This window comes from Chitinophaga vietnamensis (assembly GCF_902167635.1).
GTDB classification, from domain to species: Bacteria; Bacteroidota; Bacteroidia; order Chitinophagales; family Chitinophagaceae; genus Chitinophaga; species Chitinophaga vietnamensis.
This window is the reverse complement of the sequence record NZ_CABHMS010000006.1, coordinates 44,438-59,267: the sequence shown is the minus strand read 5'-3', so window position 1 is coordinate 59,267 and position 14,830 is coordinate 44,438. Positions and strand designations below refer to the sequence as shown.

The 14,830-nt window shown below is 44.3% G+C and carries 11 protein-coding genes and 1 tRNA gene; 6 read left to right on the top strand and 6 right to left on the bottom strand.

All coding sequences use genetic code 11. The features are described 5' to 3' along the window. Positions 1–15 precede the first annotated feature (15 nt). On the bottom strand, positions 16–1,314 hold the full coding sequence (locus FPG75_RS16750; RefSeq protein WP_143308026.1) for a hypothetical protein: 1,299 nt from the start codon (positions 1,312–1,314) through the stop codon (positions 16–18). Between the two features lie 482 nt (positions 1,315–1,796). Here FPG75_RS16750 and gmd point away from each other — a divergent pair, with 482 nt between their 5' ends. From gmd to FPG75_RS16725, 5 genes are all read left to right on the top strand, one after another. Further along, on the top strand, positions 1,797–2,909 hold the full coding sequence (gene gmd, locus FPG75_RS16745; RefSeq protein WP_143308024.1) for a GDP-mannose 4,6-dehydratase: 1,113 nt from the start codon (positions 1,797–1,799) through the stop codon (positions 2,907–2,909). Between the two features lie 6 nt (positions 2,910–2,915). Beyond that, positions 2,916–3,851 (top strand): GDP-L-fucose synthase, encoded by a 936-nt coding sequence (gene fcl, locus FPG75_RS16740; RefSeq protein WP_143308022.1) that lies wholly within the window; start codon positions 2,916–2,918, stop codon positions 3,849–3,851. Positions 3,852–3,854: 3 nt separating this feature from the next. After that, entirely contained in the window at positions 3,855–4,937 is a 1,083-nt protein-coding gene (locus FPG75_RS16735) for a mannose-1-phosphate guanylyltransferase (RefSeq protein ID WP_143308021.1), read from the top strand. Positions 4,938–5,071: 134 nt separating this feature from the next. After that, positions 5,072–6,658, top strand: coding sequence for a hypothetical protein (locus FPG75_RS16730; protein ID WP_143308019.1), 1,587 nt, complete (start codon positions 5,072–5,074; stop codon positions 6,656–6,658). A 284-nt stretch (positions 6,659–6,942) separates the two neighbouring features. Beyond that, positions 6,943–8,835: an ABC-F family ATP-binding cassette domain-containing protein gene (locus FPG75_RS16725; RefSeq protein WP_143308017.1), complete on the top strand. Its 1,893-nt coding sequence runs from the start codon at positions 6,943–6,945 to the stop codon at positions 8,833–8,835. Positions 8,836–8,845: 10 nt separating this feature from the next. Here the strand turns inward: FPG75_RS16725 and FPG75_RS16720 are convergent, their stop codons facing one another. The 3 genes from FPG75_RS16720 to FPG75_RS16710 are packed head-to-tail and all read right to left on the bottom strand — an operon-like array spanning position 8,846 to position 12,611. Next, complete coding sequence (locus tag FPG75_RS16720; RefSeq protein WP_143308015.1) at positions 8,846–10,291, bottom strand: oligosaccharide flippase family protein; 1,446 nt, start codon at positions 10,289–10,291, stop codon at positions 8,846–8,848. 24 nt (positions 10,292–10,315) lie between these two features. Further along, on the bottom strand, positions 10,316–11,053 hold the full coding sequence (locus FPG75_RS16715) for a 3-deoxy-manno-octulosonate cytidylyltransferase (protein ID WP_143308013.1): 738 nt from the start codon (positions 11,051–11,053) through the stop codon (positions 10,316–10,318). Next, entirely contained in the window at positions 11,019–12,611 is a 1,593-nt protein-coding gene (locus tag FPG75_RS16710; protein WP_143308012.1) for an aldolase catalytic domain-containing protein, read from the bottom strand. The genes FPG75_RS16715 and FPG75_RS16710 overlap by 35 nt, the downstream gene beginning before the upstream one ends. Positions 12,612–12,875: 264 nt before the next feature. Here FPG75_RS16710 and FPG75_RS16705 point away from each other — a divergent pair, with 264 nt between their 5' ends. Continuing rightward, the gene (locus tag FPG75_RS16705; protein WP_161597040.1) at positions 12,876–13,955 is read left to right on the top strand and encodes a sialidase family protein; all 1,080 of its coding nucleotides are present in this window, start codon (positions 12,876–12,878) and stop codon (positions 13,953–13,955) included. A 162-nt stretch (positions 13,956–14,117) separates the two neighbouring features. Here FPG75_RS16705 and FPG75_RS26045 read toward each other — a convergent pair. Further along, positions 14,118–14,189 (bottom strand) — tRNA-Arg (locus FPG75_RS26045). A 28-nt stretch (positions 14,190–14,217) separates the two neighbouring features. Beyond that, positions 14,218–14,784 (bottom strand): MarC family protein, encoded by a 567-nt coding sequence (locus FPG75_RS16700; RefSeq protein WP_143308010.1) that lies wholly within the window; start codon positions 14,782–14,784, stop codon positions 14,218–14,220. Positions 14,785–14,830: the final 46 nt, after the last annotated feature.

Sequence of the window (14,830 nt, the reverse complement as noted above, 5' to 3'; positions counted from 1 at the left end):
GTTCACCGGCAGTGACTAGTGTATAGTCATTGCCGGTTTATAAAACTGTTCTGTGTGCATGATCGCACGATAATAGTTATCTACATTATATCCAATCGCATAAGTTAGCTGCGCAGCAGCCTGAGACGACAAGCCATCCTGCTCTCCTGTTTCATACAATGTTTTCAAATGACGTTCGAGCGACGGATTATCCGTAAAAAGATCATCTGCCACACCTATGCTCTGATCAAAGGTGCCATCCTCGAAGCGGAAACATGGAAGATGAAAAATGTAAGATTCGTAATAGGTGGCTGTATTAACGGCAATAGCGAAATCAAATGATTTCTTACTGAGCAGTTCACTAATGGTAATATGAGAGGGCAGTATCTCCAATTTGCCGCTGGAATCACTGATGTGGTTAGCGTAGTGTTGCTCTTTCAGGCTGGGATGCAGCTTTATCTGAAACCGGATGTCGGCATGGGATGCAGATAATTTTTTCAGAATATTCAGCATCCTGATATTGGTGCCTTCAAACGCGCTTCTGGCAAGAAAAACCACCGCCTTCCTCGTCAATGGCCCTTTGCCGGAAGCCTGGATAACAGGGATGGTACGCGGATATCCACCCACCAGCAAGCGTTGCGCCGGAATACCATAACCATACATTTCATCCTTAGTATATTGCCCCCAGCAAATATGGTAATCGGAAATCATGTTCTCATATGCAATCGCATCAAACGGAATATTCCTGGTAAACACATAGCTCACGCCATGCTGCAGCGAATAAGTTGGAACGCGGCGCTTGATAAAGTATTGTGTGAGTAGATTCTCAAGATAATGTACCCCACAGAAAGCCACGTATTTATTGACAACCGGCGTTCTCTGTTTTTCGAGATGATCAATAGTATTTCTTACAAACGCAAACTCCGCCACCAACATCAGTTTATCCCTGAATGAAATTCCTTTTCCCCTGCTGAAAACATGACGGAAAGAAAATAACAGGTTGCGCAAACCCCAAACGGGAATAAAGCCGGTATCCTTTAGATCATAGCTGCCAAATTCACGTGCTTCAAATTTCTGCTGAACATAGTCCCATATCTCGTAATAATCTTTTCTCCTGAATGGTTCTATTGTGAATAAAATTTTTTTCTCAATCTTTTCTAGAAAGCTGAAATCCCTGGCACACCATCCTTTACCCAACTGGCGCATATCAAATGGATTTGTCTTGTAAACCATCTTGGCAATTACCACAGACAATATCTTTTCAAGGTGATATCCCTTGTAATGATATGCAAGGCGCTTCTTCGTCTTGATGTACTTTTCAAAAGTCTCAGGCATCTCAGGCGTATGGTATTTAGTGTTCGATCATTTAATAGTTTACCTAGAGTGGAAACAGGTCTGGCCCCATAGTAAAGCAATCAACCTGTTGGCTCATCATTCGACTGTTGTTTTTACATACTTGTCTGACTGCGGAAACCTTGATAGGTAAAAAGGCTATAATGGGACAGGTATGATTTTTTTATTGATTGAAAGCAGGACAGATCTGCCATAAAGCATTTTTGTTATAAGAAGATTGATTTAATGGTTTTTTAAGTGAACTTTAATCTGGGATTAAATATATAAACTTTTATAGAAAAGAATAGAGGGGATGGAATTTATTTAGATATTTAATGAAAAAGTATATAAATTAAATTAATTATGTGTAAGTCTTAACAAGCGACCTGAATCATGCGGGAAATGAACATTTTGTAACAACCGCTTCCTATTTTGTTCTCTGAACGGAATCCTTAAATTTGCATAAATTCAAAACGGAAGACTTCATGAAAATAGCCCTTATTACAGGCATTACAGGACAAGATGGGGCCTATCTGGCGCAATCACTGCTTAAGAAGGGTTACTTTGTACATGGTATCAAGAGACGTTCCTCCTTATTCAATACAGACAGAATAGATCATTTGTATCAGGACCCGCATGAAACGGATGTGCGTTTCAAATTGCATTACGGGGATCTGACGGATTCGACTAACCTGATCCGCATTATCCAGGAAGTACAGCCTGACGAAATATATAACCTCGGGGCTATGAGCCACGTACAGGTAAGTTTTGAAACACCGGAATATACGGCCGATGCCGACGGTATAGGCACTTTGCGCCTGCTGGAAGCTATTCGTTTATTGGGACTAACCAATAAAACAAGGATCTACCAGGCATCAACTTCCGAGCTGTACGGACTGGTACAGGAAATCCCGCAATCGGAAAAAACACCTTTCTATCCCCGTTCACCATATGCTGTAGCCAAATTATATGCTTACTGGATCACTGTTAACTACCGGGAGGCTTATAACATCTACGCCTGTAACGGGATACTGTTCAATCATGAAAGCCCCTTACGCGGCGAAACATTTGTGACCAGAAAGATCACCAGGGGGGTCGCAAAGATGGCATTGGGCCTGCAAAGTAAACTGTATATGGGCAACCTCGACGCCAAACGCGATTGGGGCCATGCAAAGGATTATGTAGAAGCCATGTACCTTATGTTGCAGCAAGATAAGGCCGAAGACTTTGTGATTGCCACTGGCATCACCAATACAGTACGCGACTTTATAAGAATGGCATTTGAAGAAATAGGTGTGGAACTGGAATTCAAAGGCTCTGGTATTGACGAGAAAGGAATTGTCAAAAGTGTAGCCGATGCCAATCATATATTGAAGCCAGGACAGGAAGTGGTAGCCGTAGACTCCCGCTATTTCAGGCCTACCGAAGTGGAGTTGCTGATAGGCGATCCTGCCAAAGCGCAACAAAAACTTGGATGGAAACCACAATACGATCTGGCAGGTATTGTGAAAGAAATGGTGGCCGCCGATCTTGAATTATTCAAGCGTGAAAGAGTGCTTAAAGATGCCGGCTTCAAAGTATTAAACCAGTTTGAATAGCAGTATATGGACAAAGACAGTAAAGTATATGTGGCTGGGCACCGTGGAATGGTAGGGTCAGCGATTGTAAGAAAGCTGCAACAGAACGGGTTTGACCGGATACTTACAAAAACTTCCTCGGAGCTGGATCTGCGCAGTCAGGAAGCAGTGGCCGGCTTTTTTGAGACGGAGAAACCTGATTATGTATTCCTGGCTGCCGCTAAGGTGGGAGGAATTATGGCCAATAATACCTATAGGGCTGAATTTATTTATGATAACCTGATGATCCAGAACAATGTTATTCATCATGCCTGGAAAGCGGGAGTGAAGAAACTGTTGTTCCTGGGTTCATCCTGCATATATCCTAAAATGGCTCCGCAGCCACTCAAGGAGGAGTATTTGCTTACCGGACTGCTGGAACCTACCAATGAGCCATACGCCATTGCCAAAATTGCCGGTATTGAAATGTGCAATGCTTACCGCGACCAATACGGCTGTAATTTTATTTCCGTAATGCCCACTAATCTGTACGGCCCCAACGATAATTATGATCTTAATAACTCTCACGTGCTTCCAGCCTTGTTGCGGAAAATCCATGAGGCAAAAGAAAATAATGCATCGGAAGTGGTGGTATGGGGCTCCGGAACACCGAAACGTGAATTTCTGCATGCCGATGATATGGCCGATGCCTGTTTCTATCTCATGCAACATTACAACGAAAGAGGACTGGTGAACATTGGCGTAGGGGAAGATATCAGCATTGCAGACCTGGCAAGGCTCATACAGAAAATCGTTGGCTACGAAGGGAAGCTGGTCTTTGATACCAGCAAACCTGATGGCACGCCCAGAAAGCTGATGGATGTTACAAAACTTCACAGCTATGGCTGGAAAGAAAGCATACAATTGGAAGAAGGTATACGTAATGTATATGAGGAATTGAAAAACAATAAGAGGTTTGCCTGAATTATGAAAAACTCGAACAATCACGTTTTTATTATGGCAGGTGGCGTTGGTAGCCGCTTTTGGCCGAAAAGCCGGAACAATTTCCCCAAGCAGTTTATTGATATTCTGGGAATCGGGAAATCGCTCCTGCAATTGACCACCGAGAGATTTCTGAAACTTTGCCCGCCAGCCAATATCCACATCGTCACCAATAAGCAGTATAAAGACCTGGTCTCAGAACAATTACCCAATATCCCCGAAGAGAACATACTTTGCGAGCCATCGCGCAATAATACAGCTCCGTGTATAGCGTACGCGGCATTCCGGCTGATGGCAAAAGATCCGGCAGCCAACATGGTGGTAGCGCCATCCGATCATTTTATTTTGTATGAAGATATTTTTATTGATAAAATAAGACAAGGGCTGGAAGCCGCTGCCGTACAGCCGATACTGTTGACCCTCGGTATCAGCCCCACAAGACCGGATACCGGTTACGGCTATATCAAATATGGCAACACAGATCGCAATGGCATCAATAAGGTGATGCAGTTCACAGAAAAACCGCCACTCGAAAAGGCACGCGAATTTTTAGCAAGTGGTAACTATCTGTGGAATGGCGGTATCTTTATCTGGAATGTGAAAACGGCGATAGAGGCGTTCCGGCAATATGCTCCGGATATCTTTGAGTTGTTTGAAAAAGGAAAAGACGTATACCATACGCAGGAAGAGCAGGCCTTTATTGACCGCTATTATCCGCAGTCCCCCAACATCTCTATCGATTTTGCCATCATGGAGAAGGCTGATAACGTGTATACGATACCGGCAGATTTCGGTTGGAGCGATCTCGGTACATGGGCCTCTCTTTATGATGTTGCAGACAAAGCCGAAGCTGGTAACGTTATTTCGGCAGAACACCTCAAATTACAAGATACCGAAAGCTGTATCATACATATACCCGACCAGAAACTGGCGGTGATTCGAGGGCTCAAGGATTATATTGTAGTGGATGATCAGGATGTGCTGCTCATATATCCGAAGAGCGAAGAACAAGAAGTAAAAAAAGTTACTGAAGTACTGAAAGCAGAAAAAAAATCCCGGTATTTATAAATATAAACAAAGTAGCACGTTTGTTGCCGGGTAACCGATAACTTTTGCTTTACACCTATTTTAGCAAGATTATTGATAACATGTTTGTGTAGCCTGAATCTGTGCGTCGATTTACTTAACTCAAAATTAAATGAATGAGACATCTCATGTGGATGGTGGCAGTCCTATTGCTGGCTGATACCGTAAGCGCCCAGGAAAAATTGCCTGTAGTATTACCGTACAACCCCCAGAATATCCGGGAGCTGTATCTGGACACCAATAACCATCATACGGCCTTCAAACCGATTTTACATGTGGACACCAGCGCTATGTATACTGCCCCGGATACGACTAAACGAAGCTGGATCTATCGCAAACTTTTTAATGAACATTTGTTAGAGTTCCGACATGAAGACTATAACGTTTTCATTGACTTCCTGCCCGATTTCCAGATCGGAAAAACACATGAGGGCAGCCGCACTACCTGGTTAAATACCCGCGGGGCCATTATACAAGCCAATATTGGTCGCAAATTTTATTTTGAATCCTCCTTCTTCGAGAACCAGGGGAAATTTCCACTCTACCTCGATGAATATATCCGTCGCAACCAGATCGTGCCCGGACAAGGAGGGATCAAGGATTATGCTAATAACAAAGCTTTCGATTACAACTATGCCAGCGCCCTGTTATCTTATACACCCAATAAATACCTGAATATCACCGCAGGCTATGGCCAGAACTTTATTGGAGATGGCTACCGCTCGCTGATCCTGTCTGATATCCAGTTCAGCTACCCATATCTGAAATTGACAGGCACACTTGGAAGCGTTCAGTATACCGCCATGTGGGCGCAGTTTATGGACAAACACAGTAAAGACTTCGCGCAAGCATATAGCGATCTGGGCTACTACAAAAAATGGGGCGTGTTCCACTTCCTCGACTGGAATGTGAGCAAGCGACTTACTATTGGTTTATTTGATGCGGTGATCTGGCCGGATGCAGATTCCTCCGGTCGCAAACGCGGCTTCGATTGGAGCTATATGAATCCGATCATCTTCCTGAGATCAGCCGAATTTTCAGAAGGCTCATCAGACAATGCACTGGTAGGCATGAACGCAAAATTTAAATTGCTGCCCAAAACAACCATATATGGCCAGGTAGTACTGGACGAATTTAAATTGAAAGAGTTCTTTGGAGGAAAGGGCTGGTGGGCAAACAAACAGTCTGCCCAGATCGGCTTCCGCTCGTTCGATCTCTTCCGCGTCAATAAACTGGATCTGCAAGGTGAATTCAATATAGTAAGGCCTTACACCTACTCCTATAAAAGCACATTGATCAATTATGAACATTATAACCAGTCGCTGGCCCATCCTCTTGGCGCCAATTTCTGGGAAGTGCTGGGCATCGCTACCTATCAGCTTAAAAGATGGTATGCAAGAGGAGAATTGATGTATTCAAAATATGGCGACGATCCGGATAGCAAAACCAACTATGGCCACGATATCTCAAAACCATATACCAACCGTGTTAATGACTATGGCAACTGGATTGGCCAAGGCATTAAAACCAATCTGCTCTATGCGCAGGGAACTATTGCATATGTGCTCAATCCCAAATATAATTTACGCCTGGAAACCTCTCTGGCTCTACGCCAGCTGAAGAATGACCTTCAAAAAAGTAACGACCTCATCTTCAGCATCGGGCTACGCAGTACTTTCCGTCAGTTCTATTATGATTTCTGATCGTGATACAGATTATTATATTATACACACAAGCCCTTACGTGATCACGTAAGGGCTTTTTATCTTATCGCATAAGGGGCTGCGTAATGGACAAAGGCCGTTGCGGGTAGTTGCGTCGCAACAATAATACTATCGGTTGAAAAATGATTGCCGTCATTACAGATCACACGCTCCCTAACACATATTTTCTTAATGAATATACGAAAAAAAATCTATTGTATCACCAGGCATAGAACACCGGCAACTTGCGAGGATAATTGGAATTATCCTTATAACTTCGCCACATGCATTATGTAACCGTAGAGAAGCTGACTAAATCATATGGCATAAAGCCATTATTCAAGGATATTTCATTTCACATCGAAGAAGGGGATAAAATAGCGCTGGTAGCCCTGAATGGCTCCGGTAAATCTACTTTGCTCCGCATCCTGTGCGGTAAGGAAGTGCCCGATGATGGCAAAGTATGGATACATAAGGATGTTACGGTAGTGATGCTGGAGCAGCAGGCCAATTTCGATCTCGCCAAATCCGTCATTGAAAATATCTTCGATCATGCTCACCCGGTGCTGGACGCCATTAAACAATATGAGCTGCTGACAGATGAGCCGGAGCCGGATGCCGACAAACTCGCCGCCTGTATTGTGAAGATGGACGAGTTGAACGCATGGCATTTCGATTCCAAAGTCAAGCAGATACTGGGCAAGCTGAATATTCACAAACTTGATCAGCCCGTTGGCTCACTTTCCGGAGGACAGCAAAAAAGGGTGGCCCTGGCGAAAGTGCTGATCGATATCGGATTTGAACATAAACATGTGTTGCTGATCATGGATGAACCAACCAACCACCTGGATGTTGGTATGATCGAGTGGCTGGAAAATTATCTCGACCAGGAAAAGGTAACCTTGTTGCTGGTTACCCACGACCGCTATTTCCTGGATAGTGTTTGCAACGAGATCATGGAGCTTGATCAGGAGCAATTATTCATTTATAAAGGAGACTACGAGAATTACCTGGAAAAGAAAGCATCCCGCGAAGAGAGCGAGCGCTCCAGTGTAGAAAAAGCCCGGAACCTTTACAGGAAAGAGCTGGAGTGGATGCGTAAGCAGCCGAAAGCCCGTACAACCAAGTCCAAGGCCCGCCAGGACGCATTTTATGACGTGAAGGAGAAAGCTGCCACCCGCTTGCAGGAACAGCAGCTGGAGCTGAACGTGAAGATGACCCGTCTCGGTGGAAAAATTCTCGAGTTAAAGAAAGTATATAAAAAATATGGTGATCATATTATACTGAAAGGATTTGATTATACCTTCAAAAAAGGAGAGCGTGTAGGCGTAGTCGGTAGAAACGGTGTGGGAAAATCTACTTTCCTCAACATGCTCCTGGGTATTGAAATGCCGGATTCAGGAAAGATCAATGTGGGCGAAACAATTGTATTTGGCAACTACTCCCAAACCGGCCTGGTACTGAAAGAGGATCTGCGCGTAATCGAGTTTGTCAAGAACATTGCGGAGAATTTTCCCCTCGCAGATGGCACGAAAGTGAGCGCTGCGCAATTTCTTGAGTTGTTCCTCTTCCCCGCAGAAAAGCAATATACCTATGTTTCGAAGTTAAGTGGTGGTGAGAAGAGAAGGCTGCATTTATTATCCATCCTTTTCCGTAACCCTAACTTTCTGGTGCTGGATGAGCCTACGAACGACCTCGATCTGCCAACACTCAGTATCCTTGAAAGTTTCTTGCAGGAGTATCAGGGTTGCGTGATCATCGTTAGTCATGACCGTTACTTTATGGATAAACTGGTGGATCACCTGTTCGTTTTTGAAGGAAATGGCGAAGTACGGGATTTCCCTGGAAACTATACCCAATACAGGGAATGGGAGAAGGATGAAGAAAAGAAGATCACGGTCGAAAAGCAGGACGCCAGGCCGGCAGCTGCTGTTGTTACGGCAGCTCCTCCCGACAAGCCCCGTAAAATGTCCTTTAAGGAAAAGCGGGAAATGGAGCTGCTGGAAAAAGAAATAGAAGAACTGGAACAGGAAAAAGCCAGCATTACTACTGCATTATCTGCCGGTAATCTTCCCTATGAACAGATAGAGCCGCTTACCCGCCGTATCGGAGAAGTGATCCAGCTGCTGGACGACAAAGGAATGAGATGGCTGGAATTGAGTGAAATGAATGGCTGACGCGTGCAGATCAGCGCTTGAGCATCAGCCTGATCTGCTGCAATGTTCTCTTTACACCTAACGTATACGCATAAGTGAACGCCATATATACAGGGGTAACAAGCAGAATAATATATTTGCCCGGTAACAGGTATATCATACCTGCTTTCAGCACAATAGAGATCATACAACATACCGCCAGTGTCTGTAGAAATATGCGGCCGGGGAAATAGTCTTTTATGGAAAGATGAAGATATCTTTTTGTCAGCCAAACCGGCAGCTTGTACCCGATAAAGGTAGAGATAATAGTAGAGAAGATAGCGCCATCAAGGCCCCAAACAGGGATCAGGAGAAAGCATAGGGTAGACAGCGTGATCACGTTAATAATGGCATTCAGCAACATCCATTTCTCTTTGCCGATAGCATTGATGATACTGCCGAAGATAACCACCGTAAAAATAAACTTGATATTATAGAGCTGGAATAACCTGGCCGCATTTTCAAATTTGGGTGGATAGATCAGGAGGATGATCTTGTCGCCGAAAAAAATTGTGAAAACGATCAAGGGCAGCAGCAGCCTGCATGAGCGGCTATTTACCCGGCGCCACATTCTGCCTATCAACGGGAAATTGTGCTCGTGATAAAGTTTGGAAAACAAAGGTAACAGTACGGTCATCAATGAACCGGTGATCAAGCCAATGAACGGATTGGCAAAGGTACCTACCGCATAGTCGGAGTATTTCACCGGCCCCAGCATATTGGAAACGATGAAACGGTCGGCCTGCATATTCAGCATGGTGATCAGCATAACGGCCATCAGTGTAACCAGGTATTTCCATTCTCTTGGAATGGGCGCCAGGAAAGCATGTCTGAAGCTTATAAATTGCGGACTGTCTTTTAACAGATATACGAATCGGAAGAGTTCCAGTACCACCAGACCAACGAAAATCTCTGCTACAGGGAGCGTTACATGCGCTGCATACAGCAACCATCCTATACTCAGCACCAACTGTACCGTGTTAATGATCAGCAGGTGTTGGAGTTTGTTAGTAAGCAGGTAAAAACCATTTGCATAGTTATTGATGCACTTCAGCAGGAAATAGCCTGCCAGGTACCAGGTCCAGGTGTTGAAGTAAGGGTTGCCGAAATATCCGGCGATAACGGGCCGCAGGGCCAGTTGCAGTAATACAGTGCCCAAGCCTACAGCGATTGTAGCAAGAAAGTATTTCTGGAAGAAAGTACTTTTGTATGTTTCATCATGAAATGATTTCCCCCAGAAAAAACTCATAGTAGAAGGGATAGCGGTACCCACGGTTGCAAACAATGAGCCCACCAGGAATATTTGCTGTAATAGCCCATATTCATATTTGGAGCTGATGCTGTGCGCCAGGAATACAGACTGGTTGAGTGCTACCAGAAACTGAATAACATTGCAAAGCGTCAGTATAACGCTGTTCCTTCCTATAAACCCTTTCACTAAGTTGAGTGTTGAAACTATTTACTAATACGCATTTTTGCTGAGGAACGCTTCTACCTTGATCACATCTTCCGGCGTGTCTACTGCAATGGCAGGAGATTTCATTTCGAGCATTCTGACAGGTACCCCGAGTTCGAGAAACCGGAGTATTTCTATATCTTCAAAAGCTTCAGCAGGCGTTTTTGCAGGCTGCTTGCCAAATATAGACAGCTCCTGGTATGAAAAAGCATAAACGCACACCTGCTTTTTATATACCGGCGGATGTGCGGGATTTCCTTTGATGCCTGGAATGGGAAGCCTCGACATGTACAGCAATTGCTGGTCTGGCTTTGTCAGCACTTTGGGGATATTGATGTTTGCTGGATCATCATCGGCCAGCAATGTTTGCATACCATTTATAACAAACTCAGGATAGCGCTGTTTCTCTGCGATGGCATTTTGTATATCTCCCGGATCGATCAGCGGCTCATCACCCTGGACGTTCACATAGATATCTGCAGCAATTTGTTGCGCTACCTCCCATACCCTGTCAGTGCCCGTAAGGCAGCTGTCTGAGGTAAGCACCACTTTGAACCCATAAGATTCGCCCACTTTGCGTATCTCCTCGCTTTCGGTAGCGATGACAACATTTTCTTTACCTACCGCCCCGCTGGTTCGTTGCGCCACCCTTATCATCAGTGGTATGCCTTGTATGAGTTGTAAAGGTTTTCCCGGAAACCTGCTGGATTTATATCGAGCGGGTATAATGGCTAATATTTTCATGAGTTAAAAAGTAGTTCAACGATTGCTGCTTGATCTGGTACCTGGTTGGTGTAACAGCAATGAGTTCAAAATGGTCCCTGGAGAATTGATTGATCAGATGTTGGTTTTCCTCTGCCAGTTCTTTTTCATTGGCATTCATGTACACATCGTATCCATCAAAGCCAAAAAGCAATACAGCATTGCAATGAAGCTCAAGGGCCAGCTGTAAGGCGATGCTCAAGGGAGAATCATCATAAACAAGTTCTTTTGATTCGCCTTTGAGCTCATAGCAGTATTCCTTCAGCCAGTCTGGTATATAGGTGCCCATTTTGGTAGGTGAAGGCGGGAGAACACATTGGAGGTTGGACAGGTTGTTGATGCCGCTTTCCTCCAGGCGTTTGCCTTCATATCCGGTAAGACAGCAATATTGATCTACCTCTACATCCAGGAATCTCGTGTAATGTCGGCTGCTCGAATGTATCAGGCAGGTGTTGATATTGTTCTCTGCACATTGTGCAATATATTTCTGCAATGCACTTACATGTTGCAAGCCTTTTTTGCCGCCACCAACGATGATCGCCTGGTGATACGACCGGGTATCTGAAAGTTTTGGGAAAGAGGCGGCATTGCTGTTAACCGATTTTCTGTGCTGCAGATTATTGACGATAGTTTCGAGAGAATACCGGTTTTTGTTGATAAGGCTCATGATCTCTTTCTGTGGAAGAGAGTAGGCGCCTGAAATGATATAAGGCAGGTTAGTGCCCCAGCCAAATTGTTCCCGGAGCTTTTCAAACTGGCCAACGATGTTGCTCAGGTTATTTAAATCGAACGATAATTGTCCGTTCGCGCTGAGATAAGTGAGGAACAATTCCGTTTTAAGGTTGCCTGCGCCGCGGCCCATTCCCGTAAAAGTTGCATCGATGGCGCTACAACCTTCTTCCATCGCAACGATGGCATTGGCCAGTGCCAACTCCATATTGTTATGGCCATGGAATCCCAAGGGGATATCAGTGGCGGCTTTCAGGCTTTTAATGACTTCTTTCAACATGGATGGCGTCACACTGCCAAAAGAATCCACGAGATATAATATGTCCACGGTTTCTGGTGCAATATTGCCCAGCTCCTGGATCACTTCCGGAACATTATACCAGCGCGAAAGGTACATCACATTCAAACATACTTCGAATCCCATTGCTTTCGCTTTCCGGGCAAGCGCTATCCCTTTGCTTAACCTGCCTGGATCAACAGGTATTCTGATCATATGGATATAAGGAATGCAAGGGTGCAGCAGTTGCTCGATCTCGGACTCCTTTACATCTTTTTCATCTATACAAATGGAAAACTTCAGAGAAGGATGCTCGTTCTTGATTTGACTCATCAAATGAGTGGGCAAATAAAAATATTCACCATAATAAGCGTCGCTCTTAACGCCTCTATAGCCAATTTCAACAATATTTATCGGTAATTTTTCACATGCCGTAAGATAGTTCTTTACCAGCTTCTCGTCAAAATCCCAATCTGTGTAATAGCCACCATCCCTGATGGTGCAATCAAGCAGTGTGACAACATTGCGGTCCATAGTCAGCTGTTTCTAAAGTCAATAAATTCATTAGGTTGACACTAAAGGTTGCATCAGGTTAAAATCTTAATCATTTTTTAATCTGATTAAGAGATTTTTAAGGAGCTAATTTAGGAATATTATTCTAACTTTTCGTAAAATTTGGCTGCTTGATACCTACAGCTGTAGATGAATATGGAAAAAAAATTATGTGTTTTGTACGCAGTATTGCCTTTCTGCTTTTTTATCCTGTTATCATGTACTAAAAGAAATGTGAATGATGATTTGAATCCCGGAAGAATAGATTCCATTCCTATGGAAGATGACGGGAGTGCCATCGTGATGACTAATCAGGCAATGAACAATCTTTACAATGAAAGAGCATGGCAGGGGATCCCTTCCGTGGAAATCGTTGGCCCCAATCACTTGCTGATGACGTGGTACAGCGGTGGAAAGGGAGAGGGTAGTGGTAACTACGTTACCGTTGCCGAGAGTATGGACAATGCCAGGACCTGGAAGAAGAACGCGTTGATCATCGCTCCTCCCGGAAAGGAGTATCGCGTTTTTGATCCGGCCATCTGGAAAGATGCCAAAGGGAAAGTGCATCTATATTGGGCACAGTCCAAAGGCATGTGGGATGGTAAAGGCGGAGTATGGACTTCCGTACTTACTTTCAAGACAGATACCATCATTGCATCAAAACCGATCAGGCAGATGGCGGGCGTGATGTTGAACAAGCCCACCAATATTTCACAGACCACCTTTCTGATGCCTGTTTCCTATTGGCGCTTCCACCCCAGTCCTGAAGCCTCTTCCGGCGCAATGGTTTTTCAAGCTACCTATAATACAAGCAGCACAGGATATGCTGTAAGCACCGCACATCCGGTGAAAATACCGCTGGATAACAGTATCAGGATGTTTGATGAACATGATATCGTTGTTATTGGTGTTAATAAGTTGTTATGCTTGCTTAGAACCACTAAGGGTATCTATTACTCTCAAAGCAATGATAATGGCCTTACATGGACTAAAGGCCAGCCCTTTACTGCGGTAGGACCCACAATTGCCAGCCGCTTTCATATCGCCAAATTGAAGTCAGGTAATATCCTGCTGGTGCTGAACGCAAGCGGTACTATCCGTAATAATCTCAAAGCATTCCTGTCTACAGACAACGCGAAAACATGGACGCGCTCTCTCTTGCTGGATCCACGCGACAACGTTTCTTATCCGGATGCCGCTTTTGATAATAATGGAAATATTTTTGTCTCTTACGACAGGAACAGAAGTACTGATAAGGAGATCAACCTGGCGGTATTTAAGGAGTCTGATTTCTTCACACGGGAGCCAGGGCAAAGATTATGCTGATAGATAAATAATTATCGTATATACTTTAATTAAATAAAGGCGCCACTGGCGCCTTTATTTTTAACATTAAAGTATATACGAACAAAGTAGTTTTTGAAATGCCCGTCCTTAAGAAATTCGCCTGAATCTGGTAAAACCAAATTCAGGCGAAATATGTTTTTGTAGCCTCGTCAAGAATCGAACTTGAATCTGGAGCTTCGGAAACTCTTATACTATCCATTGTACTACGAGGCCGGGAAGGCTGCAAAACTACACAATTTATTTAAAGATTGATATTGGACTTGAAGATTTTTACCGCGATGGCCAGCAATATCACCCCGAAGAACTTACGCAGCACCATCAGCCCGGCCTTGCCCAGCAGGCGTTCTATGTAATTGAGGCTGCGCAGCACCGTATAGATCACGATCAGGTTTACCAGGATACCCGCCAGGATATTGTATTCGCCGAAATTGGCCTTCAGCGACATAATAGTCGTAAGCGTGCCCGAACCCGCTATCAGCGGAAAGGCGATAGGCACCACACTGCCGGAACGCGCATCCTGCTCGCCTTTGAAGAACTCGATGCCCAGGATCATTTCCAGGCCAATCACAAATATCACAATAGAGCCCGCTACCGCAAAGGAATGCACGTCCACGCTCATCAGTTTCAAAAAAGGCTCGCCCACCAACAGGAATAGCACCATCAGGAAACCCGAAGCCAGCGTGGCTTTGCCGGCATCTATATGCCCCAGCTTCTCCTTCAAACTCACCAATACCGGTATAGACCCCAAGATATCAATAACAGCAAATAACGTAAAGGTAATCGTCAGAATTTGGTCGATACTGAACATGGAGCTTCATTTGTGTAAATGTAATACATTTGTTATCTATATAAGT